Consider the following 23,703-nt stretch of genomic DNA (forward strand, 5'->3'; position numbering starts at 1 on the left):
GTAAGTGTGTCATCAATGATCGAGCTGATGGCGGATTGGGTCGCTACTACACCTTCTAAACCTTTAGTTGTTGTCATAAGAAAAATCTCTCCTCAGTAATTTTTTTAAGTTTGGGCTGACCCGATTATGGCGATGCTCTGATTTGCAGGAATAATCAGTTAAGCGTTTTCATTTGAATAATTTCGACATGTTCTACTGGGTCAATACCGCTACTCGGGGTAACTGTGACTATTCTGTGTTATTTATTTACTTTAACTTATCTGCCTGATAAAACAGTTTTAAATGGCTGTGATTGCTTATATATTGTCTAAAGCAGAATAATGGATGTTTAAAAGAGAGTATTTTTACGTTCGAGATGAATTCATAACACAGAAAAACCAGTAAAACAATGGAATTTATTTTTTCTGTAATATTTCGTTATTTCTCAAAATTTTTTTAGACAATCAAACCTTACAGCCGCAAGGCTTGATAAGCAGGAAAATAAGAGTTTGAAATTACAAATTTAAAAAACGCTCTTGTGTTATTTTGGAATAACATATATTCTCTGTAGAATCGCTTCTCAGCTGATGAAGCAGATAAAAATGGTTTAAAGGAGGACTTTTGATGAGTAAAACAAAAAACAGATGGCTGATTGCTTTGGCAGCCATAGCGATTCAACTTTCGATCGGGGCGGCTTATGCATATAGCGTCTATACAACACCGATCAGCGACGAAATGGGATGGGCACCTAAAGAAATTACATACGCCTTTACGATCATGATGGCACTCGGTGGTATTTCGGCAGCCTTCTTCGGAGGATTTGTGGAAAAGAATGGCCCTCGAAAGTCAGCAATTGTAGCAGCATTACTATTCGGTTTCGGACAAGCCGGCGCAGGATTTGCCGTTCAAATCGATTCGTTGGTATTATTCCTGCTTACATATGGCTTGTTAAGCGGTCTTGGCTTAGGTGTAGGCTATATCGCACCTATCTCTACCCTTGTTAAATGGTTCCCGGACCGCAGAGGATTGGCTACTGGGATGGCAGTAATGGGCTTTGGTGCCGGTGCATTGATCACCGCTCCGGTTGCTGCAAACTTAATGGGATCATTTGGAGTCAGCACTACGTTCTATATCCTAGGAATCAGTTATTTCATACTGATCGTATTGGGTGCATCCTATATTGCCCCACCGCCGAAAGACTGGATGCCAGCTGGTATGCAGCAGGCTATCGATTCCGGTAAAAAAGTAATGAAAAAAGATTTAGCGCAGTTGTCGGCTAGAGAAGCCGTGAAAACACGCCGTTTCTGGATGCTTTGGTCAATGATGCTGATTAATGTCAGTGCCGGCATCATGATCATTTCAGTTGCTTCACCAATGTCGCAGGAGATGATGGGACTTTCAGCAGCTGGTGCTGCTACGTTAGTAGGCATCATGGGAATTTTCAATGGTGGAGGCAGACTAGGATGGGCTGCACTTTCCGATTACATCGGACGCCCAACAATCTTCACGATTTTCTTTGTACTGGAAATCGCAGCTTTCACTATGCTTCCGAACATCACCAATGTACTAATCTTCCAAGCATTGATTTTAATTATTGTCAGCTGTTATGGTGGTGGTTTCTCCAATCTGCCAGCGTATATCGGCGATTTATTTGGAACCAAGCAATTGGGCGCAATTCACGGCTACTTATTGACGACATGGTCACTGGGTGGCATCATCGGACCGGCAATCGTCTCGCAGATCCGAGAGCGGACAGACAGCTATGTGCCAGTGTTCTATGTCTTTATTGTTTTGGCATCTATCGCATTCCTGATTTCTCTGTTGATCCGTTGGGACATTAAGCGGGTTGAGGGGCTGCAGGATCCGAAAAAGGAGAATGTCTCTCCAAAAGGACTTAACTTACAAGAAGGAAATAACTAATAAAATTGATTCTAAAGAATCAATTTTAACTTAAAGAAAAATGAATAATTAGTAGCGTGTTAAAATAAAATTAATTTCACTCAATTACTACAGATGAAACAAAAAAGTCGCATCCAAAAACCTTAATGGGTTTCGGATGCGACTTTTTTATAGTGAAATTTCCAAGGAAACTGAATTCCAGCAGTAGTTATAGAGAGTGGAAGACGAGTCCAGAGTAAAGGAATCAGATGGTGGAGAATTCTCATTTTTTTTTGACTAATAATCCTAGTTCAATCACTCAATTTTCCAACACCCAGATAATCATTTTTTCATTACGAAAATCAAATGTCTGCCACTCTCTCTGTCCTGCCGGTAGGAGAAGCCTTTCGGGCTTGAAAATGTGCAGGTCGGATCAATTGAGATCTGTTCAGTTGGAACACCGGCAAGCTCACATTGCTTTTTTACCGTAGCCTGGTTGTCGATATGGTATTTGTTTGTGGCATTATTAAATTCTATAAATTCGCTGGCATAGCCAAGCAGATCGAACTTCAAGTAGACATCCTGATCGACTTCAAACTGTTGCTGGCTGATGGCTGCTCCAATCTGGATTTCTATATCGGAAGGCTTGCAGTTTTCAACATGGATCAACTGCTGAAGCAACTTAAGCGTAATTTCTTTGACCGTGCCTTGCCAGCCCGAATGGACAACGCCGACCATTCCGGTTTTCCTGTCACGGATGATGACAGGTACACAATCAGCTGCAAAGCTGCACAACACAAGTCCGCTCTCGTAGGTATATAAGGCATCCGTAGCGGGAAAAGCATCCTCCGCATCATATGCACCACGGCCTTTGTCCTTGCTCGACACACGCTGGAAATTGGCGCTGTGGGTCTGTTGCGTACAAATAAAATCGGCGAGCGAAACATCCAGGAGTTCCGCTAACTTCTTTCGGTTCGCCAAGATCGTTTGTGGATTTTCACAGGCATGTAAGGCCATATTGTTGTGTTCAGGTTCCGCGATATCTTTTTCCGTCATTCCGGATAGGAATTGTTCATCATTTACATATATTTTTGCTTTCATTTTCATCACCTTTCCTAAATATAGAACAATAAAAATTGGATGTACAGGGAAGAGGGAGACCGGATTGGAGTTTGGATACAAAAAATAGCCCTGCCGCTGCCAGCAGGCAACGAAGGACTATCTTTCAGGTATTCTTATACCAATGATGCCGGCTTAGCGAGAGCTTCATCGACAGAAACAAAGTCAAACCCAAGGTCTTTGGCGACAGCTTCATACGTAACACTGCCGTTTGCTGTGTTGACACCCAGTTTCAACGCTGGGTTTTCTGCGACTGCTTGTTGAACGCCTTTATTGGCCATCTGAAGTGCATAACCGACTGTGACATTCGTCAAGGCAATCGTTGATGTGCGTGGAACAGCGCCAGGCATATTCGCAACGGCGTAATGAACCACTTCATGTTTTACATAAGTTGGATCATCGTGTGTGCTGATGCGGTCTGTCGTTTCAAAAATTCCGCCTTGGTCGATGGCGATGTCTACAATAACAGAACCCGGGTTCATGGATTGGACCATTTCTTCAGATACCAATTTAGGTGCTTTAGATCCTGGAATCAATACAGCGCCGATAACCAGATCGGATTCTTTGACTGCTTCTGCGATATTGAATGGATTGGAAATCAATGTAGTTACATCAGTTCCAAAAATATCATCCAATTGGCGAAGGCGTTCCGGGCTCAAATCGATGACAGTCACTTGCGCGCCAAGGCCGATCGCCATTTTCGCTGCATTTGTTCCTGCAACACCGCCGCCGATGATTGTCACTTTGCCGCGTTGTACACCCGGTACTCCAGATAATAGGATTCCTTTGCCGCCATAAACTTTTTCAAGGAATTGAGCGCCGACTTGAGCAGCCATTCTTCCAGCTACTTCACTCATTGGCGTCAATAGTGGAAGCGTACGGTTTACTGATACCGTTTCATAGGCAACTGCAGTTACTTTGCTGTCAACCAAAGCTTGTGTTAACGCAGGTTCCGCTGCAAGATGCAGGTAAGTGAATAACAAAAGGTCTTCACGGAAATACTTGTATTCAGAAGCAACGGGCTCTTTAACCTTCATGACCATTTCTGCAGACCAGGCTTCCTGAGCTGTTTCAACCATCTTCGCACCAGTCGCTGTGTAATCAGCGTCTGTAAAGCTGCTTCCAAGACCTGCACCTGCTTCGATGATGACTTGATGTCCGGCTCTTACAAAAGCGTCGACACCAGCTGGAGTGATGGCCACTCGGTTTTCGTTGTTTTTGATTTCTTTTGGAATTCCAATAATCATTTTTCTTCCCCCTATAAAACGAATAGTGTAGATATCCATAAGTATAGCGGGAAGCCTATGATTCTTCATTGTATGAAACAAAGAAAGAAAGCGGTTTCTTTTGTGAAATTTCACAAAAAACTATTTGTTGCCCAGTTTTCGGGCTTTCAAATCCAAGTATATGCCCATTTTTTCATGGACATTGGTCATGCGGATTCCGCCTATTTCCGAAATTCGTTTAATCCGGTAATGAAGCGTATTGGTATGGACAAACAGTTTTTTTGCAGCATCGTTCATATTGCTGTCCTGCTGGATAAAAACTTCCAGTGTTTTCAACAGGTTGGACTTGTGCTGGTTATCATAGGCTTCAAGTTTCGCAATGGCTGGATGTTCATAGCGTTCGGTACGCAGATCTTTTTGCAGTTTTTCCATATACCTGAAAATCCCGAGCTGGCGAAAATGGAACACATCCTCCAGTTCCTCCGGAAAAAAATCTTTCATCTTCAACACTTTTTGCGCTTCCTGATAACTCGTCTCTACTTTGACGAAATCGCTGTAACTTGTTCCGGCACTTCCTTTGACGCCAGAGATTGAAAAACGATTGGCCATTTCAGAAATAAAGAATGCAATAAAGTCTTCAAAGGCTTTGTCATCGGATTGTGACGGATGGGGAGAAGCGATGAGGATCAACTCCTCCTCCATGACCACCAAAAAATGATTGGTGATCTTTTGGCTAGTTGTAATTAAATAGGAAATCTGCTCTTCCATTTTTCGTGTAATACTTTGATCGAAACGGAAGGCGAGTACGGTGAACCGATCTGGTTTTTTCAGATTCAACTCATCGAATTTATCATGGATTTCTTCTAAGGTTTTATATTGGCCGGTCAAAAGCTTCCAGAGGAAATCCTGGTAATTTTCTTCTTTCCGCTTGCGGTTCTGATGCAGCTTGGACATTAAGGGGGTAGCAGCGGCAGCGGCATCCTTCAACAAATCCAATTGTGCATCAGTCAATTTCTTGCCGCCTTCAACTACCCAGATATACCCTAGAATTTCATTGTTTTTCCGGATGGCAATCGCGACGCGGTCACGAAGTCCGATGTCTTCAATGTGAGGGATGCGCAAAGCCGAATCCGATTTCATCAATTTGGGGATGACACCTTCTTTCCAAAGGCGATTGATGACTCTTTCGGGCACACGCTGTGAGATGATGGTGCCGATGCGGGCAGAATCGGTATCATCCTCATGGGAGCTATACGCATGCAGCCGATGGTTTGTATCTTCGATCGTAGCTGGGCACAGCAAATTTTCCTGGATGCTGTCGACCAATTCCTTCAGGTCAAAGAATGATTTCTTAAATGGATTTTCATATGGCATTTCGTACATGGAGCAGCTCCTTTGACGGTCTTTTCAACTCACAACCGTATTCATTGATCTCTATACTTCAGTATAACGAAAAACAACATCTTACTCTAGCAGAGTTGGGGAAGCTGAGTGTATTTGTACAGAAAATAACAATTGGTGCTGATGCTTTATATCTTTTTTGGCAGGGTATAGGATAAAAAGAGATGGTTTTTAGAAATGGGGAATACTGGTTGGGCGCAGCTGGCGATAATTTAGTCGGGGTAAGGGTTTTATGGAAGAACTTGAGGGGGTGTATATCATGCCATTGGAAATTGTACGAGAGGATATCACCAATGTGGAGGCGGATGCGATTGTCAATGCCGCAAACTCGGAACTGCAGATGGGCGGTGGGGTCTGCGGCGCCATTTTTCGTGCAGCTGGCGCGGAACAATTGCAGAAAGCCTGTGATGAAATAGGGCATTGCCCTGTAGGAGCCGCGGTTTTTACCGATAGTTTCCAGCTGCCCTCGAAATATATTATCCATACAGTCGGACCGATTTGGCAGGGTGGCTATGAGGGAGAAGAAGAATTATTGCGTTCCTGCTACCGTAATTCATTGGAGTTGGCGAGGTCACTTGATTGCGCATCGATCGCGTTTCCACTGATTTCTTCAGGAATTTATGGCTATCCGAAAGAACAAGCCAAACAAGTTGCTGTTTCAGAAATAGAGAAATTTATACAAGAGCATGAAATGACGGTTTACTTGGTGTTGTTCAATTAATGAACGGATAATTCACATCGAAAAACGGAAAAGATGAAAACAAGCCGCAGCTCCTTTAAGGAGCCGCGGCTTGTTTGGAGAGTTTAGAGCTACATTATTTCTCTACAGAAGTGAGAATTTCTGTGTCAACCAACGGAATGGCATACTTGACATCAGCCGCGGTTCCTAACGGGTAAGGGTTAAGCCGGAAATGATCAATGGCATTTCCAATGGCTTGTGCATGTTCGTGCAGCTGTAAATCAGCAAAAGAAATATAATCGATGGACAGCAGGGAGTCGGAAACCTCAATTAGGCGGACAGCCTGTTCATCCAGCACTGCCGCAAGCTGAAGGAAGGTCCAGTTTTCACGTGCGGCTATGGAATTGAAGTGGTTATGGCCGTTGACGTATAGACCGGTACCTTGTTTTTGGGATAGGATGTCCCACATCGGAATATCGGGATGGATGCAGCGCTTATCTTTGGTGGAGTTTTTGGTGGTGCCGTGGATTGGATGGTGCCCGAATACGATCAGAGGCCGTTTGTCGGTTTCTTTAACCACCGCCGACAGCCAGTCCTGCTGGAGCGGATCCATGGTTCCGCCCCAATCGGCGTAATTTTGTTCCTGTGCAGTATCCAAAAATGCCAGAACAACTGAAGCGGTTGAAACTTGATGGAAACGATGCTGGCGCGTAATGGCCAGTACTTCTTTCCGGGTCATCCCGTAGACATCATGGTTACCAAGAACATGCTTGAATGGCTTGCCGTGTTTCTCGATGATGGAATAGACATCTGCCAGTTCGTCCTTTGTGCCGAAATTAGTCAAATCACCGATCGATACATAAAGGTCTGCTGGAATTGAAAAGAATTCTCTCAGGAAAACCTCGTAAAATCTTTTCCGGTCCCTTTCGATAAAGGAATAGGACTCTTTCAAAGCCGGATAATGCAAGTCACCGATAACCGCAATTTTCATCTGCTGTTCCGCCCCTTTCAATCTTATCTAAATCCAGTATCCCAAAAGATTGTTGAGCTGCTTTTAAGCAGATGTTAAGATTTACATTCCGCTCAATAAGGACATTATTTTGCTTTAAGGATGCCGCTCTCTACGAGATTGTTTAAGGCGCCGATATTTTTAAACCGGAAATAACCACTCAATCTGTTCAAGTCTTTTTGGGTCCAAGCTGTATATGCTGTACTCAACTCATAGTCCTGCTCGAGTTTCAGCACCAAAGTTTTGGCGAATTCAATTTGTTTTTGTGTCAGTGGCTTTTCCTCACTTTTAGCTTTATTGGCGGAAAGTTGCTTGGTGACTTCGGAAGGGGAAATGATGGTTTTTTGGATAGCTTCGGTATAGAATCCTTTTTTTATCCAGGATAGATCTTCCCGTGTCAGGCTGAACCATTCGCCTTCAAGGCGCTTGTCTGAAAAATGCTGGTGAAAGGCGCTTTCCGTTTGATGATGATCTGCAGTTTTAATAAGGAAAATCAATTTGTTTTCAAATGGGAGTTTGACATTGAAGACATTCATTCGTCTGTCGATTTGCTTGGTTTTGCCTATTTTAAACGAGCCGGTCATGTACTCCTGTACGAAATATACATAGCCGGGAGCTTTCCCTGGCTGTGCAGGAAGTTGGATGATCCGATCAAGTTCCTGTTGATTGGATTCAAAAAGATAAATTTTGTTAGAGTCTATTTTAGGGGATGAGATTTGCGGGATAGGATTTTCTGGTTGTTTTGCAAACTTACTGAAAAAACTTTTGAACATGAGTGATGCCTCCTAAAGGCCGATTGAAGAATCTGGGCTTTCCATTTATTATAATATAAGTAAGCTGGTTTTAGAGGATGTAAATGTGAAAAATGTAAATTACTTAACTATCCAGGATATGTTTGGAAGATGAGTCTGAAAAATCTCTTGAATGCCTAGTGGAATTACATAGAAAATCTTTGCCTCTTTAAAGTTGTGGCAAGGTGGTTGTGTCTTAAAAAAACACAGCGGGAATTAGGCGTACATCAATAGTTTAAAGAGAATTTTCAGCTGCGAAGTGGTAGGGAAGCAGAATGGAATCAATTTTCAATTCGAAACCGATTTCAAAAGTAAAGATATATCAGCAGATCTTTTATTGCTATTCAATTTGCTTTAGACAATCGTATCGTAGTGGAGGGATCCAGTAGAGCTAACTCTTTTTAAAATTATATGGCTTAACTCTATGCGCCTACACATATAACCGTTCTTTTATTGCGTTCTTGAAAGCTTGACACAACTGGGTTTTTCTTTTTTTTTTGAAAAAAACAATGAAGAGGGGAGGGGACTTTAGTGAAGAACCAACCGAAAATAGAAATACCAGGTTCAGTTCTTGAGGCATTTCTGAATGCTGTCTCTGTACTGGTCTTTTTAATGATGTTCGTCTATCTGCTATTTCACTATAATGCGTTGCCTGACCAAGTACCGAGCCACTATAACGCTGCAGGTGAACCCGACGGCTGGGGCAGGAAAACGGAGCTATTTCTTCTGCCGATAATCGCAGCAGCATTATGGAGCGGTATGACAGTTCTTGAAAAGTATCCGCATAGTTATAACTACCTAAACCTGACAGAAGAGAATATAGAGGCACAATACAGTAATGGCCGGTTAATGATCAATGTACTGAAAAACGAAATCAGTATCCTTTTCAGTTTCATCACTGTCCAGTCGGTTCGAGTGGCTACGGGTGCTGCAGATGGTCTGGGGAGCTTCTTTATGCCCGTCTTCTTGACAGTAATACTAGTCACAGGTATTTATTTCATCGGACGCATGCTGCGAAATTAGTTTTTCCACATCCAAAGCATACTATACACAGTTGCGCACAGATAAAGTAGGTTATCCACAGTGTCTGAAAGTTGTTAATATTTTGGTAATACAGTCGTATCAACAAAATAAAAGGTGAAAAACCATCCTAACACAGTCGTATTAAAAAGATTGAAAATTATTATTATTCTGATAATATAAAGCTATGCCAAAACTTATCGATTCAAACGAAAGAAAACAGTTAATTGCCGAAGCCACTTGGAAAATCATGCTTGAACATGGGATGGAAGCGGCATCCTCACGGAATATAGCAAAGGAGGCCGGTTTGTCATTGGGTGCATTGCGTTATTATTTTTCATCTCAGGAAGAATTGATGCTTTATGCAGAAGCATTGATTTTTGAACGGCTGACTGATAAAACAAGTGAAATATTCCAGCAAGAACAGACTCCGCTGGAGAAAATCATTGCTGTGTTGATGGTGTTTCTGCCTGCTGCTGATGAGCTGGAGGTTGAAGCCAAGGTCAGGCTGATCTTTAAGCTTCAGGGAGGACATAGCAGGAAGGGATACCGCGAAGGTCAGGATGTAGCCATGCAGGCGATCAAAAACGTTATGTCTAATTTAATCTTACTGAATTTGTTGAAGAAAGAGCTGGACGTTCCGCTTGAAACAAATAGATTGATCAACCTGCTGGACGGGATGGTGTTGGATGCATTGGTCAGGCCCGAGTATTCGGGCAGGGAACAGCAACGGAAAATGATCGTTTATCATTTGCAGGGGATCTGCAAGGAACCGGTCGGCTGATAAAATATGTCAGCGGCGAAGACACCTCTCCTGTCTTCGCCGCTGGCATTTTGTTTTGCATACTTATAAATGATTACTCTTGTGAAAACTGATTATTCAGAAAAAACTAACATTTTTGGCTAGGAATATGCTACCATTTAAATAAAGTCTTAGGGTTTTCCAGCTTGCTATTCTTCCTTCCTATAGAAAGAGGTGAGAACCGATGTGGCAACAGAACATCAGGATAAGCTGAACAGAAGCAGTCATCCAACACCTAACTTCATAGAGCATACGGCATACGAACTTCATCATGTAAGTACAAACCTCATCATTTACCCTGTTATTTTTTGTGACTAATATCAGAAGAGAGGGATTCATATGGCTGAAGGTAAAAATCGTGCACGGATCCAACGTTTCGGAAGTCATTTAAGCGGGATGATCATGCCGAACATCGGCGCGTTCATCGCATGGGGACTTATCACGGCATTATTCATTCCAGATGGATGGCTGCCTTACGAGCCGCTGGCGGCATTGGTCGGTCCGATGATCACGTATCTCCTTCCATTATTGATCGGCTTTACCGGTGGACGGCTCGTCTATGACTTCAGGGGCGGCGTACTGGGTGCGACTGCTACGATGGGCGTTATTGTTGGTGCTGATATTCCCATGTTCCTCGGCGCCATGATCATGGGGCCGTTGGCAGGTTATCTAATGAAGAAAGTGGACCAGCTTTTCCTGGACAAAATACGTGCCGGATTTGAAATGCTCTATAATAATTTCTCAGCTGGCATCTTGGGTGCAATTCTGGCAGGCATCGCGGTACTCGGAGTTGGACCGATTGTTAACTCCCTGACCAATAGCCTGGCAGCAGGAGTTGAGGTCATCGTCAATAACGGGCTTTTGCCTTTGGCGAGCATCATCATTGAGCCTGCCAAGATCCTGTTCCTGAATAATGCGATCAACCACGGGCTGTTGAGTCCGCTTGGAGTTGAACAAGCGGCATCGAATGGCAAGTCGATTTTGTTCCTACTGGAGACCAATCCGGGACCCGGACTCGGGATTTTGCTGGCTTTCAGTATTTTCGGAAAAGGGATATCCAAAAGCTCAGCACCTGGCGCAGCCATTATCCAGTTTCTCGGTGGTATCCATGAAATCTATTTCCCTTACGTTCTAATGAAGCCACTATTGCTGTTGGCTGTCATCGGCGGTGGGATGAGCGGTGTTTTCACCTTTGTCCTGCTGGATGCAGGATTAGTGGCCACACCATCACCGGGCAGTATTTTTGCCCTTCTCGCTTTGACGCCGCAAGGAAACTACGTCGGCGTGGTACTCGGTGTAATTGTTGCCGCAGCCGTCTCGTTCACTATCGCGTCGCTTGTCCTGAAAACCACCAAGGATGTGGAAGAGGACCTGACAGCTGCAACCGGTAAAATGGAGGAAATGAAAGGCAAAAAGAGCACAGCGGCTGGATACTTGGCGCCTCAGGCAGCCCAAGGACCGACAGCCACTTCTGATGGAGATGTCCTTCAGGAAGGCGCTGTAGTGACTTCCGACCCTCATATGAAAGAAGCGGATCAGGTGCGTCGTGTCGTCTTCGCCTGTGATGCGGGTATGGGGTCCAGTGCCATGGGCGCTTCCTTGCTGAAAAATAAGTTCAAGAAAGAAAACATTGATATACCGGTCACCAACACCGCCATCAGCCAGTTGCCGGACGATGCAGATATCGTTGTCACCCACAAAGATCTGACGCCGCGTGCAAAAGAAAAATTGCCGCAGGCGGAACATATTTCAGTGGAGAATTTCATGAATAGTCCGGAATACGACAAGCTGGCACAGCGTTTAAAAAAATAAGCACTGATAGGAAATCATAAAAAACAAATCGGGAGTGATGATGATGGCCAAAGCAGTATTGAAAAGGGAAAATATTAAATTGAATGTCCCCATATCTACGATGGAGGAAGGAATTCGGTATACCGGAGGAATCTTGGTTGATAACGGCTATGTGGATGCAGCATATGTCGACAAAATGCTTGAACGGGAAGGCATGGCTTCCACTTTCATGGGGAATAGCCTGGCAATTCCCCATGGCACAGAAGATGCCAAAGCCAACGTCCTGGAAACCGGCATTTCGGTAGTCACTGTACAGGAAGGAGTCGATTTTGGCAGCGGCAATATCGCAAAAATCCTGATCGGCATTGCCGGAAAGAACAATGAGCATCTGGAGATTCTCTCCAATATAGCGATTGTCTGTTCAGAGGAGGAAAATATCGACAAGATCCTCAATGCGACTTCGGAAGATGAGATCATGGATTTGTTCAGTGAGGTGAGCTGAATGCAAGCGGTTCATTTCGGTGCTGGCAATATTGGCAGGGGATTTATCGGAGCATTATTGGATGAATCGGGTTATGAAACGGTTTTTCTCGATGTCAACGGAGCGGTCATCGATGAGCTCAATAAAAAACGCCAATACAATGTGAATTTACTGGGGAAGGAACAATCCGTCCAAACGGTCAAAAACGTCCGGGGCATCAATAGCCAGACGATGCTCGACCAAGCAGCGGAAGCTGTCAGCAAGGCAGATCTGGTGACGGCTGCCGTAGGGCCGAATGTGCTGTCAGCCATTTCCGGGTTGATTGCCGAAGGATTGAAGATCCGGTTACAGGCCGATCCGGAACCTTTGAATATAATAGCCTGTGAAAATATGATCAACGGAAGCTCTGCCTTAAAAGAACATGTCTATAAGCATTTAAGTGAATCGGAACAAAAGCAGGCGGATAAACTATTCGGCTTCCCGAACGCTGCGGTCGACAGGATTGTGCCTGACCAGTCCAATGAAAACGTGCTGGATGTTTCGGTTGAACCTTATTTTGAATGGGTGGTGGAGCGGCCGGCTGTCAAAGGCAGCGTTCCTGATATTAAAGGCATCACCTATGTAGACAAATTGACCCCTTATATAGAAAGAAAATTGTTCACCGTCAATACCGGTCATGCAGTTCCTGCTTATTTTGGCCGCTACAAAGGCCACCAGACGATTTTCGAAGCGATGCAGGATCCCGAAGTGGAGAAACTGCTTCAACAGACGCTGGCAGAAACAGGCGAAGTAGTAATCCGTGAACACGGCTTTGACCGTAGTGAACATGAGGCGTATACCCAAAAAATCATTGAACGCTTCCGCAATCCGCATATATCTGATCATGTTACGCGTGTAGGCAGAGGGCCGATCCGCAAGCTGGGCAAAAAAGACCGGTTGCTGCGGCCGGCGGTCCTTTATCAGCAATCCACCGGCAAAGAACCGGATGGCCTTGCCACAGTAATTGCGGCCGCTTTGCTATACCGCAGTGAAGAAGATGCAGAAGCAGTAAAACTAAGTGGAATGATTGCTGAAAAAGGTTATGAAGCGGCATTTCGGGAAGTTTCGGGAGTGGCGGAAGGCGACCCTTTAGTGTCCGTAGTGATGAAGAAACTGGAGTTAATGAGATAAAGAAAAGACAGCCTTGGTTTTCACCAGAGATCTCCCTTTTGTCTGTAATCCGCATATTCGCTGCCGAGGCAGCATCTCGAAGTGTGTATAAGCGAAATATATTTTAAAGAATTTTGATTTGTTAATAGTTTATTCACATTTGTTCTGTATACTGAGACTATGAAAAAGTCTTGGAGGTTGATGAAGATGAGCGGAACCTTATTTTATGTGAATCCCAAACCGAAAACAGCCCGTGAGATTGTTGAAAGCTTGAAAATCCGTGGAATTAAAGCGGAATTGTGTAAAAAAGCGGCCTGTTTGTAAGAAGTTCAAAAAAATCTCCAATGCCTGTATGGCATTGGAGATTTTTAGTTGGACTGGAAAATTTCAATAACTAAGCGCTTTTTCATACATCCATCTTTTTAAATTGCCGATTGAATTAAAAGAGATGGCTTCTCCTGTCCCCTTATGTTCCGCTTTCACGATGACGTCAAATTCATTGGGAGTGAATGACCAGCCATCTTCCACTAAAGCGCGCGCCATCTTCACAATCATGCTCGAGCCTTTTATTGAGTCTAAGTTCATTTTAACCATCTCCTTTTCTCGGTAGTTGCTTTTCATTATATTCTATTTGTCAGAATTTTAAAACTTTTATTCTCGAGATAAATGATGAAATAGGTTTATGTGTGTTTTATTCTATTCCCAGCACTTTAAAAATCCAAACTTTACTTCTTGGTTCTGATTAAAAGAAGAAAGGCTTTGTCACAGAATTGTGACAAAGCCTTTCTTACGGAGAGAATACAATCCGTTTTGTGCAAACCCTATTTTTCTTTAGTCAACTGGCTGACGATGACCTCGACGACTTTGTCGATATAGGGGTCTTTGCTGGTTTTCAGTAAGGCAGGCGCAAAAGTGCGGTACTTCATAATTTTATAGTAGCCGTACATACTGTCTTCCAAGTTTATGTTTTCATCTTCCAAAAATGAAGAGTTCAGTATTTTCCGCAGAGCGGCGTCGTCCTGAGCAATGATCAAAGAAGGATTAAGAAGATTGAAATCCCCATCGATCATGCCGTTTTCGTAAAAAGTATGAAGTGTTGAAATCCGTTCGTTTGCGAGCTTCAGCTTGCGTTCATATAAGGAAGGAAGAGTTATTTTCAATTCATTCAAGTAGATTTCAGAGGCGTAGACAGCGGAAAAGGCAGCCTGTTCAAAAACAGTCGGAAATCTCTGGTTATAGGCAAAACGTGGGTTATTGATGAAAGCATTGGTGTTTGTCAGGTAATCAATATAGATTTCGGTGACTTCCAGGATGATGTCTTCTTTTGATGCGAAAAAGTTATATAAGGAAGCCCGGCTGATTCCCATCAAACGTGCCAAATCCTGAATTGTTAAGGTGATGAAGCCTTTTGTCCGAACAGTCTCCATAATTTTCTCGGCATAGGACCGCCGCATTATCCGCCGCTCCTCCGGAGAGATTTTCCGCATACAAACACCCCCATCTTGTGAAAATTATAACACAGGAATCGGATCGAGACGGTCTATTTTTCAGGGTAATTTGTTTAGTTTGGCGGAGGAATCGGGTAAAGGGTTAGGGTGCAATAATAATAGACTGATTTAAACTGAAATGTCTAAAGTCAAGAAATGGAGATGAACAGATATGACAATAGATAAAACCGCAATCGTGACAGGAGCAAGCAGTGGAATAGGGCAGGCTACCGCAAGGGAATTGGCTGCCAAGGGATATCATGTCCTGCTCGCTGCACGGCGCGAAGACCGACTGGTGGAACTGAAAAAGGAAATTGAACGTGATGGCGGATCAGCGGATTATAAAGTGACCGATGTGACTTCGGCTGATGAGATGAAAGCTTTAGTGGAAGCCGGTTTGGAGAAAACCGGTAAAATCGACGTGCTGGTGAATAACGCCGGACTTATGCCGCTATCATTTATGAATAAATTGAAAGTCGACGAATGGGATAGAATGGTCGATGTCAATATCAAAGGTGTCCTTTATGGGATTGCCGCAGTATTGCCGGTTATGGAGAAACAAAAATTTGGACATATCCTCAATGTCTCTTCAGTGGCAGGACATAGCGTTTCCAAAGGCAGTGCCGTATACAGCGGTACCAAATTCGCTGTTCGTGCCATTTCAGAGGGACTGCGCCAGGAAATCGACCCATCACATGAAATTCGCGTGACGATTGTTTCACCGGGTGCGGTGGAAACAGAATTGACCAGTACGATTACGGACGAAGATGTTTTGACTGCCTTTAAACAAGGCGGAGAGATGAAGATGCTTCAAGCACAGGATATTGCTAATGCAATCGCCTATGCGGTGGAACAGCCGGCACATGTCGATGTCAACGAAATCCTGATCCGCCCTAGACAACAGCCGTAAACTTTAGAGAATGGAGACGATCCAAATGAAAACCGATTTTTCGAAGATTTATATAAATGGTGAATGGACTACCGGCTCAAGCGACAGCCAAATGAAAAACACCAATCCTTTCACTGGAGAAGAACTGGTGACAACTCAAGCTGCTGATAAGAATGACTTGGATGCTGCTTATAAAGCTGCAGCTGAAGCGCAGGTGGCATGGTCGAAAGAATTGCCTCAGACCAAGCGGGCAGTCATCGAGAAAGCGTTGGAAGTGATGCAGGAAAATAAAGAGCTGATTATCGAATGGCTTGTTAAAGAAGCCGGCAGTACCGTCATTAAAGCGACTGTCGAGTTCGGAGCTTCAATCAATATCCTGAAGGAAGCGGCGACTTTCCCGTACCGCATGGAAGGCAAAATCCTTCCTTCCCAGCAAGCAGGCAAGGAAAACCGGGTATACCGCAATTCCTTAGGTGTCATCGGCATCATCAGCCCGTGGAATTTCCCCTTGCATTTGGCGATCCGTTCCATTGCGCCGGCACTCGCAACCGGCAACGCCGTAGTCATCAAACCGGCAACAGACACTCCGGTAACCGGTGGTTTGCTGTTTGCCAGCATTTTTGAAGCAGCTGGATTACCGAAAGGGCTGCTAAATGTGGTGGTCGGACGCGGTTCAGAAATTGGAGATGACATTGTCACACATCCGACGCCGCGGCTTATTTCCTTTACTGGTTCAACGCCCGTTGGAAAACGCATCGGTGAACTTGCCGGTGGTGCATTGAAGAAAACGGCGTTGGAACTCGGTGGAAATAATAACTTCATAGTCTTGGGGGATGCTGATGTGGACCAGGCTGTGGATTCCGCCTTATTCGGCAAATTCTATCATCAAGGCCAGATCTGTATGGCCATCAATCGTATTTTTGTCCACCAGGATATTTACGATGAATTCGCAGAGCAGTTTATTGCCCGCGCCGGAAAATTGAAGTTCGGTAATCCGGCAGAGCAGGATACTCAAGTCGGGCCACTCATCAACCGTGAACAGGTGGACCAGATCCTGAAAGACATTGAAGCGAGCGTCGAACAGGGTGCAAAAGTACAGCTTGGCGGCAATGCTGACGGCAATGTACTGGAGCCGACTGTGCTGACAGGCGTGACGAACGACATGCCACTTGCAGAAAATGAAATATTTGGTCCCGTAGCGATCTTGATCCCTTTCAACAGCGACGAAGAAGTGGTTGAAATGGCGAATGCTTACCCGTTTGGACTCAGTGGAGCGGTTCATTCCGCAAACATCGAGCACGGTACGAATATTGCTCATCAGATCCATACCGGCATGATCCACGTAAACGACCAGCCGGTCAATGATGAAGCGCATATGCCGTTCGGCGGAGAAAAAGATTCAGGACTTGGCCGCTTTAACGGCGAATGGGTGCTTGAAGAGTTCACTACCTTAAAATGGTTATCGGTTCAGCATCAGCGCCGTGAATACGGGCCATTTGTCAATAACACAAAAAACTAAACAGATCATGCGACGGCAATCTCGAAAAAGGGATTGCCGTCTTTTTGTGCTCTGGAATGCAGAGAGCCGTCCAAGACACTTGCTTTCTTCTGCACTGAAGTTCCATTGGCAACAAGGGAAACAAGCGCGAAAAGTCGAATTCTATACCATACAGAAAAACACAGAACAGGAGCTGAGTAGCTTGGCCGGATTGTTTCCGAAACTATACGATGTAGCAATGAAACCACTTGAGAAAACACGTTTTGAGAGGATCCGTGCGGGCCTTGTCAGGAAAGCCCAAGGGCGGGTTTTGGAAATCGGTTTTGGAACAGGCGCGAACTTTGGCTATTACAGAAATGTCGAACGAGTGGATGCGATCGAACCAAATCCTGCAATGGCTAAACAGGCAATAAAGCGGATTAAAAAGACCCGAACCCCTATTTATGCATATCAGGCAATAGCGGAAGAACTGCCGTTTTTCGACGATAGCTTTGACACGGTAGTTGCAACTTTAGTGTTCTGCACCATTCCAGAACCCGAGCGGGCACTCCAGGAAATTCGAAGAGCGAGCAAGCCAGGCGCGAAAATTCTATTATTCGAACATGTTAAAATGGACCAAAAAATGTTGGGGAAAACCCAAGAAGCTTTGACGCCTATCTGGAAAAGAGTATGTGATGGATGTCATCTAGACCGGGATACACTCCAACTGGTGAAGGAATCCGGTCTGCATATAGAGAAAGTCACATCCTATTATGGCGGGCTATTTCTAACGATTGAATGCCGCAACTCTCAATGAAAATCCGTTAAAACAGGGCAATCAGAAAGCTTATGTAGAAAGAAGGCGCTGAGCGTGGCTGATTTTATCCGCATTGTAAAGGCTTCCGAAAACAATTTGAAAAACGTCTCTGTTGCCATTCCAAAACAGCGATTTGTTGTGATCACCGGTCCATCCGGTTCAGGTAAATCGACATTGGCGCTGGATATCATCCAACGGGAGAGCCAACGGCAGTACATGGAACTGAATGGCATGACCACCAATTTCATCAATAAACCGAAAATGGAATCAATCAGCGGGCTGTCACCGTCCATTGGCATCGGCCAGCAGCAAACCACCAACCACAATCCGCGTTCTACAGTCGGTACGGTGACGGATATGTATACGTATTTGCGGGTCATTTATGAAAAATTGGGGATGCGGGAATGCCCAAATTGTCATGAAAAGGTCAGACGGCCGCCGGAGCTGGATGAAGAAAGTGAAATGATGCCTTGTTCAGCTTGTGGCTTCCATATGAAGAATTTAAAGAAGGCCCACTTCTCCTTCAACACCGTTGAAGGGGCATGTGAAGCCTGTTCCGGCTTAGGGAAAAAGCTGGGGATCCGTGCTGAGCGGGTGGTGGATGAAGGGAAAAGCTTGAACGCAGGCGCTGTGACTGTTTGGAATGCTGCAGTCACTGAGTATTACGGCAAATCGGTTGTCGCTGCGGCAAAGCATTATGGCTTTGTGATTGATAAGGATCTGGCAGTGGAAAACTGGACAGCTGAACAGAAAGATCTTCTATTGTATGGTGTGGAGAGTGAGGAGTTCAAAAAACATCATCCGCAGACACCATCTCCCAAAACAGTCGCGAAAGGCAAGTTCGAAGGCGTCTTGACCGGATTGTGGAGGCGCTACAACGAAAAAGGCGGCAACTTAGCGGAAGCCGATTTTTTCTTTCAGCAAACCTGCCAGGAATGCCAGGGAACCAAGTTGAAAAAAGAAAGCCGCCAGGTAACAGTGGCTGGAAAATCGATTTCCGATGTGTCGCAAATTCCAATGGATGCAATACTTGCATGGGTGGAAGAAATCTCTCTGGGCTTTGAAGCGAATGACGAGTCAGTCGCGTCTTCATTGGTCTATGAACTGGCAGAAAAAATCAAGCGGATTATCCATGTCGGCATCGGTTATCTGTCGATGGAAAGGCAGTCGTCTACATTATCCGGAGGAGAAGCGCAGCGCCTTCGGCTGGCAACCATCCTGGGTTCCAGTTTGACGGGAGTGCTGTACATACTGGATGAACCTACAGCCGGGCTCCACCCCAAGGATATTCAGGGCTTGGTCGATGTCTTGAAACAATTACGGGAACTGGGCAATTCGGTCCTGGTCATTGAACACGATGTCGACGTCATGAAGCAGGCGGACTGGATTATCGACCTTGGGCCGGGAGCGGGAATTAATGGCGGTCAAATTGTGGGAGAAGGCACATTGGATGAATTGATGGAGCAACAGAATTCCGTAACAGGTGCTTACCTGAAGGAAGAGCCGCCAGCAATAAAGATGCGTCGAACCGGAAACGGGCGCCATGTGGCTATACACAACGCCTATAAGAACAATTTGAAAAACATCACCGTTGCATTCCCACTCGGGTCATTTATTGCCGTTACCGGTGTATCGGGTTCAGGAAAATCGTCTCTTTTGTTTGGCATTCTGGCCGCCAGTGTCGAAACGGATCATATAAAAGAGGGCTACGATGAGATTACCGGAACAGCAGAACTCAGCCGGATGGTCACCTTTGGACAATCCGGATTGACCCGGATGCAGCGTTCTAATGTGGCAACGTATACAGAAATCTATACATTATTCCGGAATCTGTTTGCGAAATTGCCGCAAGCGAAAGAAAGAGGGTTAAGCGCAAAGCATTTTTCGTTCAACACAGAAGGTGGACGCTGTGAGCATTGCCTCGGCATGGGCTATGTCTTTACACCGATGTATTTTCTGCCGGACCTGGAAGTGATTTGTCCGGTTTGTTCAGGCAATCGTTTTAAAGAAGAAGTGTTGGCCGTGACGTATAAAGGCAAATCCATTTCGGATATCCTAAATATCAGCATTGAAGAAAGCAGCGTCTTTTTCGCTGACCAGAAAAAGATAATATCCACTATCGAATTGCTTTGTGAAGTTGGGCTCGGCTACTTGACATGGGGCCAGACGCTTACCACTTTGTCAGGCGGTGAAGGTCAGCGTCTGAAATTGGCTAAGGAATTGAACAGAAATGTCAAAGGTGAGACACTCTACATTTTAGACGAGCCTTCTACCGGGCTTCATCCAAATGACATTAAAAAATTATTGATTTTGCTCAATAAGCTGGTGGATGAAGGCCATACCGTTATAATTGTCGAGCATAATATACAAATCATCAAACAAGCCGACTGGGTCATCGACCTTGGTCCTGAAGGTGGGAATGGTGGTGGCCGCATTATTGCCGAAGGAACGCCTGAAGAAGTAAAATTATGCAAGAAATCCTACACCGGGATATACCTGTAATGGTGATTTGACTGAATCCAAGCAGCAAAAAAATCTGAATTTTCCTGTTAATTTTGAAAGCTTTTAATTGACAAAAAAACATCATTTTCTATAATTATTATTAGAGAGAGCGGCAAATCACTCACCAGCAATTTAGAAGGCAAAGGAGGGATAATCGGTATTAGCAGGAAGACAGCAGTCGTTGGGTAAAGCAGATTTTCGTAGAGCATTTCAAAGTGATGTTCCATTAAAATTTTTTCGAGGGGAGAGTTTGAAAATGAGACTTTTACCAAGAAAACGGGAAGATTTTTTCCCAAGCCTTTTTGACAGCAATTTTGAAATGGATGTTTTCGATCGTTTTTTCAAAGAAGCCAATTATCCTCAAGTAGACATCAAAGATGCCGACGACCATTATGAAGTGGAAGTGGATGTACCAGGATTCAAAAAAGAAGATATCTCAGTTGAATACAAAGATGGTTATCTTCAACTTCAAGGGAAGAAGGAAGAAAACAAAGAAGTAACAGAAAACGACGGCCATTATATCCGGAAAGAACGGTCCTATGGCTCTTTCAAGCGAAGCTTCTATGTTGGTGACGTGGAACAAAACGAAATTTCCGGATCTTTTAAAGACGGTGTTTTGATGATTCAGGTTCCTAAATCAAAAGAAGACAAGAAGAAAGACGAAGGGCACCAGATTTTGATCGAGTAGCTTCATGTAAACTATATGAAAAGACCGAAAAGCCAAAAGGCTCTTCGGTCTTTTCTCTGGCATTAAGGAAGATTCCGGTATTCACGTTCAATATATATCGATAAATCTTCCGCTGCCTCTCCTGTGATGCTTTCAAAATCCTCTGTAACTTCCGCCATCAATCCCCTGGCTGCAGCTTCATACAAAGAAACAAGAACAGGACCGAACCCTTTCGGTTCGTCATAAAGTTCCGCGAATTCCTCATTGCTGAGCGGATCGTAGAAAATTGATGTTCCGCTGATTTGTGAGAGCAATTCGGCAAGTTCAGTCATAGACCACGCTTTTGGTCCGGTCAACGTAAACTCATTGCCGTGCAACTCCTGTTTCAACGCAATTTGAACGATGGCTTTTGCCAGATCCTTTCTGGAAATAAAAGAAATTCGCTCGTCACCAACCGGATAAAGAATTTTTCCCCGTTCGGCCAGTTCCGGCAGATAAGGAGGCAGGGGATCAGAATACATGCCGTTTCGGATATAAGTGAATGGAACTGATCCGGATGCCAAACGGCGCTGGACATAGCCGAAAAATGGGCTCATTTTAAACGGGTTATTGCCGTGGTCAGCCATGAAACCGATAAAAATGAATTGTTTGATCCCGGTTTGTTCAGCAGCCAAAATCGCATTCTCGAATTCCATGATTCGTGCGACGCTCGGGAACGTAAGACTTGGAATATAGATGAGCACATCTGTACCCTTGAAAGCATTTGCCATTGCTGATTCAGAGCGGTAATTCGCCTGTTTTATTTGTATTCCCTTTTTTTGGAAATGCAAAGCTTTTTCAGGATTGCGCACTGTCAGCACCAGATTTTTTGGATCCATGTACTTTAATGCTTCTTCGACGATTTTGACACCAAGATGGCCGGTTGCAGCGGTGATGTTATAGATCATAAGGATTCCTCCAGTCGTTCTGTTTTCTACCTACAGTTCTATTCCCGATTTTAACCAATAGTGAACTAATTCCTTGTTACATGCGTTTTGTATATAGCAGATAAAAACGGAAGAACTTTTTAATAACTTCCAGGCTATGCGTAGTTTCCAGCTGACTGTTGCTTTTTCGGAATTAGTAGAATTCAAGCGTAAGATTCTTTTCCGTAGCCAAGGACACGGAGAACAGCCCATGAAAAGAAAAGATTTTCCTGTAGCGGGAAGTATAGTAAGGTAGGTATACGAAATATGTAAAAAGGAGACAGGGGATGGAAAAAACTACCGATACACATCTATATTTGCGGATCAATGAACAAGACAAAGCCGCGCTCGAACAATTATACGACCGCTATGAAAAAATCCTTTTCTCTTTTCTATATAAGATGCTGGAAGATCGCGATCTGGCTGAAGAGGTGTTACAGGAAGTATTCATTAAGATCTGGCGCGGCAAAGGGGTGTACGATGAAAGTAAAGGGAAATTCACTTCCTGGCTTTTCAGAATGGCACAAAATACAGCCATCGACTTGATACGGAAACGCAAAAAACCGACCGTGCCGATTGAAGAGGCGGCTCAGGTGGCCAGCAACGATGCGCCTGTTGCCGAACAGGTGGAATGGCAGGAAAAGAAAGGGCAGATCGAAACGGCTGTTCAGCATTTATCCATTGAGCAGCAAAAAATGATCGACTTGTTTTATTTTAAGGGGCATACCCATGAAACGATTGCAGATATGTGCGATATTCCACTCGGAACTGTGAAGAGCCGAATAAGGCTTGCGTTAAAAAAATTAAAAACATCTCTGCATGGGTTGCAGGAAAGGGGGGCTTACGATGACTAACATGGATTGTGACCGTTTAGTGGATTATTTGAACGGAACGCTATCAGCAGACGAAATCCAGCAATATGAACATCATTTGAAAACATGTACGGAATGCCAGGAAATAGTAGAAGCGACAGGCGAGCTCCCTTATCTTGCAGATCCGGTGGAACCGCCGGCAGGCATGAAAGCGCGTATTCTGTCTAATGTATTTGAAGAAGAGCGAGAACAGGATGAACCGCCAGTGGCCTTGAAGCCGGAAATGGCCGCCATACCGATGCACAAGCCAAAAAGAAAGCCTGGCTTATGGAAGCCGCTCCTTGCGGCTGTACTCCTCGCATCCTTACTGGGCAATGCCTATGCTTTCTTCCAATTATCAGATCAGGAAGATGCACCGGAAACGGCGATCGAGTCTATTGAGCTGGAGCCGAATGAAGCATTTGAGGGAACCGCAACCGCAGCGATGATTGAAGAAGAGGGTTCGCTCAATTTAGTTGTACAAGCCGATCGATTGGCAGAGCTGGAAGACAGCCAGGTTTATCAGGTGTGGTTGATCAAGGATGACAAGCCGATACCGGCAGGCGCTTTTTCACCCAACCCAAATGGTGAAGGGGCAAGCTATTATCAGTTGGATGAAAGTTCAGCCGACTGGGATACGATTGCCATAACGTTGGAACCTCAGGCAGGAAACGAATTGCCCGAAGGTGAAGTTATACTGAGTGCAGGAATTTAACTGGCCGC

Annotated in this window: 22 protein-coding genes; 14 read left to right on the forward strand and 8 right to left on the reverse strand. The window is 44.6% G+C overall.

The window, feature by feature from the left end; all coding sequences use genetic code 11:
• Window positions 1-603: 603 nt before the first annotated feature.
• Entirely contained in the window at window positions 604-1,899 is a 1,296-nt protein-coding gene (locus K8U60_RS10865) for an L-lactate MFS transporter (RefSeq protein ID WP_223638532.1), read from the forward strand.
• A gap of 300 nt (window positions 1,900-2,199) precedes the next feature.
• Here the strand turns inward: K8U60_RS10865 and pgeF are convergent, their stop codons facing one another.
• From pgeF to K8U60_RS10880, 3 genes are all read right to left on the reverse strand, one after another.
• Complete coding sequence (gene pgeF, locus K8U60_RS10870) at window positions 2,200-2,958, reverse strand: peptidoglycan editing factor PgeF (protein ID WP_223638534.1); 759 nt, start codon at window positions 2,956-2,958, stop codon at window positions 2,200-2,202.
• Between the two features lie 134 nt (window positions 2,959-3,092).
• Entirely contained in the window at window positions 3,093-4,223 is a 1,131-nt protein-coding gene (gene ald, locus K8U60_RS10875; RefSeq protein WP_223638543.1) for an alanine dehydrogenase, read from the reverse strand.
• Between the two features lie 120 nt (window positions 4,224-4,343).
• Window positions 4,344-5,585 carry a PucR family transcriptional regulator gene (locus K8U60_RS10880; RefSeq protein WP_223638545.1) on the reverse strand — a complete coding sequence of 414 codons (1,242 nt, stop codon included), beginning with the start codon at window positions 5,583-5,585 and terminating at the stop codon, window positions 4,344-4,346.
• Window positions 5,586-5,862: 277 nt separating this feature from the next.
• Here K8U60_RS10880 and K8U60_RS10885 point away from each other — a divergent pair, with 277 nt between their 5' ends.
• Window positions 5,863-6,324 carry a macro domain-containing protein gene (locus K8U60_RS10885; RefSeq protein WP_317851924.1) on the forward strand — a complete coding sequence of 154 codons (462 nt, stop codon included), beginning with the start codon at window positions 5,863-5,865 and terminating at the stop codon, window positions 6,322-6,324.
• A 94-nt stretch (window positions 6,325-6,418) separates the two neighbouring features.
• Here K8U60_RS10885 and K8U60_RS10890 read toward each other — a convergent pair whose 3' ends face one another.
• Together K8U60_RS10890 and K8U60_RS10895 are read right to left on the reverse strand one after the other, a co-directional pair.
• The gene (locus tag K8U60_RS10890; RefSeq protein ID WP_223638547.1) at window positions 6,419-7,273 is read right to left on the reverse strand and encodes a metallophosphoesterase family protein; all 855 of its coding nucleotides are present in this window, start codon (window positions 7,271-7,273) and stop codon (window positions 6,419-6,421) included.
• A gap of 104 nt (window positions 7,274-7,377) precedes the next feature.
• Window positions 7,378-8,064, reverse strand: coding sequence for a GIY-YIG nuclease family protein (locus K8U60_RS10895; RefSeq protein WP_223638549.1), 687 nt, complete (start codon window positions 8,062-8,064; stop codon window positions 7,378-7,380).
• A 549-nt stretch (window positions 8,065-8,613) separates the two neighbouring features.
• Here K8U60_RS10895 and K8U60_RS10900 point away from each other — a divergent pair.
• From K8U60_RS10900 to K8U60_RS10920, 5 genes are all read left to right on the forward strand, one after another.
• Window positions 8,614-9,105, forward strand: a complete 492-nt coding sequence (locus tag K8U60_RS10900) for a DUF1648 domain-containing protein (RefSeq protein ID WP_223638551.1) — start codon at window positions 8,614-8,616, stop codon at window positions 9,103-9,105.
• A gap of 184 nt (window positions 9,106-9,289) precedes the next feature.
• Window positions 9,290-9,886, forward strand: coding sequence for a TetR/AcrR family transcriptional regulator (locus K8U60_RS10905; protein ID WP_223638553.1), 597 nt, complete (start codon window positions 9,290-9,292; stop codon window positions 9,884-9,886).
• A 357-nt stretch (window positions 9,887-10,243) separates the two neighbouring features.
• Window positions 10,244-11,716: a PTS mannitol transporter subunit IICB gene (locus tag K8U60_RS10910; RefSeq protein ID WP_223638556.1), complete on the forward strand. Its 1,473-nt coding sequence runs from the start codon at window positions 10,244-10,246 to the stop codon at window positions 11,714-11,716.
• 43 nt (window positions 11,717-11,759) lie between these two features.
• Complete coding sequence (locus tag K8U60_RS10915; RefSeq protein ID WP_223638559.1) at window positions 11,760-12,197, forward strand: PTS sugar transporter subunit IIA; 438 nt, start codon at window positions 11,760-11,762, stop codon at window positions 12,195-12,197.
• A complete protein-coding gene (locus K8U60_RS10920; RefSeq protein WP_223638562.1) occupies window positions 12,198-13,346 on the forward strand; it encodes a mannitol-1-phosphate 5-dehydrogenase in 1,149 nt (382 codons plus the stop codon).
• A 366-nt stretch (window positions 13,347-13,712) separates the two neighbouring features.
• On the opposite strand, the gene K8U60_RS10925 is transcribed toward K8U60_RS10920, so the two are convergent.
• Both K8U60_RS10925 and K8U60_RS10930 read right to left on the reverse strand, forming a co-directional pair.
• Window positions 13,713-13,910, reverse strand: coding sequence for a hypothetical protein (locus K8U60_RS10925; protein ID WP_223638565.1), 198 nt, complete (start codon window positions 13,908-13,910; stop codon window positions 13,713-13,715).
• 236 nt (window positions 13,911-14,146) lie between these two features.
• Window positions 14,147-14,779 carry a TetR/AcrR family transcriptional regulator gene (locus tag K8U60_RS10930; protein ID WP_223638569.1) on the reverse strand — a complete coding sequence of 211 codons (633 nt, stop codon included), beginning with the start codon at window positions 14,777-14,779 and terminating at the stop codon, window positions 14,147-14,149.
• A gap of 205 nt (window positions 14,780-14,984) precedes the next feature.
• Between K8U60_RS10930 and K8U60_RS10935 the strand changes: the two genes are divergently transcribed.
• The 5 genes from K8U60_RS10935 (at window position 14,985) to K8U60_RS10955 (ending at window position 21,185) form a co-directional block, all read left to right on the forward strand.
• Complete coding sequence (locus K8U60_RS10935; RefSeq protein ID WP_223638572.1) at window positions 14,985-15,722, forward strand: SDR family oxidoreductase; 738 nt, start codon at window positions 14,985-14,987, stop codon at window positions 15,720-15,722.
• Between the two features lie 25 nt (window positions 15,723-15,747).
• On the forward strand, window positions 15,748-17,220 hold the full coding sequence (locus tag K8U60_RS10940) for an aldehyde dehydrogenase family protein (protein WP_223638575.1): 1,473 nt from the start codon (window positions 15,748-15,750) through the stop codon (window positions 17,218-17,220).
• 181 nt (window positions 17,221-17,401) lie between these two features.
• The gene (locus K8U60_RS10945) at window positions 17,402-17,995 is read left to right on the forward strand and encodes a class I SAM-dependent methyltransferase (RefSeq protein WP_223638578.1); all 594 of its coding nucleotides are present in this window, start codon (window positions 17,402-17,404) and stop codon (window positions 17,993-17,995) included.
• A gap of 54 nt (window positions 17,996-18,049) precedes the next feature.
• A complete protein-coding gene (uvrA, locus tag K8U60_RS10950; protein WP_223638581.1) occupies window positions 18,050-20,497 on the forward strand; it encodes an excinuclease ABC subunit UvrA in 2,448 nt (815 codons plus the stop codon).
• A gap of 256 nt (window positions 20,498-20,753) precedes the next feature.
• Complete coding sequence (locus tag K8U60_RS10955) at window positions 20,754-21,185, forward strand: Hsp20/alpha crystallin family protein (RefSeq protein WP_223638584.1); 432 nt, start codon at window positions 20,754-20,756, stop codon at window positions 21,183-21,185.
• Window positions 21,186-21,247: 62 nt separating this feature from the next.
• Here K8U60_RS10955 and K8U60_RS10960 read toward each other — a convergent pair whose 3' ends face one another.
• Entirely contained in the window at window positions 21,248-22,111 is an 864-nt protein-coding gene (locus K8U60_RS10960) for an SDR family oxidoreductase (protein ID WP_223638587.1), read from the reverse strand.
• A gap of 305 nt (window positions 22,112-22,416) precedes the next feature.
• On the opposite strand from K8U60_RS10960, the gene K8U60_RS10965 reads away from it, so the two are divergent.
• Window positions 22,417-22,983: an RNA polymerase sigma factor gene (locus K8U60_RS10965; protein ID WP_223638590.1), complete on the forward strand. Its 567-nt coding sequence runs from the start codon at window positions 22,417-22,419 to the stop codon at window positions 22,981-22,983.
• On the forward strand, window positions 22,976-23,695 hold the full coding sequence (locus K8U60_RS10970; RefSeq protein WP_223638593.1) for an anti-sigma factor: 720 nt from the start codon (window positions 22,976-22,978) through the stop codon (window positions 23,693-23,695). The genes K8U60_RS10965 and K8U60_RS10970 overlap by 8 nt, the downstream gene beginning before the upstream one ends.
• Window positions 23,696-23,703 lie beyond the last annotated feature (8 nt).

It is taken from the genome of Planococcus circulans, from assembly GCF_020023385.1.
Taxonomy (GTDB): domain Bacteria; phylum Bacillota; class Bacilli; order Bacillales_A; family Planococcaceae; genus Planococcus.

Coding starts and splice junctions, on each gene's coding strand:
- K8U60_RS10865 (WP_223638532.1), top strand. CDS start 604: ATGAGTAAAACAAAAAACAGATGGCTGATTGCTTTGGCAGCCATAGCG.
- pgeF (WP_223638534.1), bottom strand. CDS start 2,958: ATGAAAGCAAAAATATATGTAAATGATGAACAATTCCTATCCGGAATG.
- ald (WP_223638543.1), bottom strand. CDS start 4,223: ATGATTATTGGAATTCCAAAAGAAATCAAAAACAACGAAAACCGAGTG.
- K8U60_RS10880 (WP_223638545.1), bottom strand. CDS start 5,585: ATGTACGAAATGCCATATGAAAATCCATTTAAGAAATCATTCTTTGAC.
- K8U60_RS10885 (WP_317851924.1), top strand. CDS start 5,863: ATGCCATTGGAAATTGTACGAGAGGATATCACCAATGTGGAGGCGGAT.
- K8U60_RS10890 (WP_223638547.1), bottom strand. CDS start 7,273: ATGAAAATTGCGGTTATCGGTGACTTGCATTATCCGGCTTTGAAAGAG.
- K8U60_RS10895 (WP_223638549.1), bottom strand. CDS start 8,064: ATGTTCAAAAGTTTTTTCAGTAAGTTTGCAAAACAACCAGAAAATCCT.
- K8U60_RS10905 (WP_223638553.1), top strand. CDS start 9,290: ATGCCAAAACTTATCGATTCAAACGAAAGAAAACAGTTAATTGCCGAA.
- K8U60_RS10910 (WP_223638556.1), top strand. CDS start 10,244: ATGGCTGAAGGTAAAAATCGTGCACGGATCCAACGTTTCGGAAGTCAT.
- K8U60_RS10915 (WP_223638559.1), top strand. CDS start 11,760: ATGGCCAAAGCAGTATTGAAAAGGGAAAATATTAAATTGAATGTCCCC.
- K8U60_RS10920 (WP_223638562.1), top strand. CDS start 12,198: ATGCAAGCGGTTCATTTCGGTGCTGGCAATATTGGCAGGGGATTTATC.
- K8U60_RS10925 (WP_223638565.1), bottom strand. CDS start 13,910: ATGAACTTAGACTCAATAAAAGGCTCGAGCATGATTGTGAAGATGGCG.
- K8U60_RS10930 (WP_223638569.1), bottom strand. CDS start 14,779: ATGCGGCGGTCCTATGCCGAGAAAATTATGGAGACTGTTCGGACAAAA.
- K8U60_RS10935 (WP_223638572.1), top strand. CDS start 14,985: ATGACAATAGATAAAACCGCAATCGTGACAGGAGCAAGCAGTGGAATA.
- K8U60_RS10940 (WP_223638575.1), top strand. CDS start 15,748: ATGAAAACCGATTTTTCGAAGATTTATATAAATGGTGAATGGACTACC.
- K8U60_RS10955 (WP_223638584.1), top strand. CDS start 20,754: ATGAGACTTTTACCAAGAAAACGGGAAGATTTTTTCCCAAGCCTTTTT.
- K8U60_RS10960 (WP_223638587.1), bottom strand. CDS start 22,111: ATGATCTATAACATCACCGCTGCAACCGGCCATCTTGGTGTCAAAATC.
- K8U60_RS10965 (WP_223638590.1), top strand. CDS start 22,417: ATGGAAAAAACTACCGATACACATCTATATTTGCGGATCAATGAACAA.
- K8U60_RS10970 (WP_223638593.1), top strand. CDS start 22,976: ATGACTAACATGGATTGTGACCGTTTAGTGGATTATTTGAACGGAACG.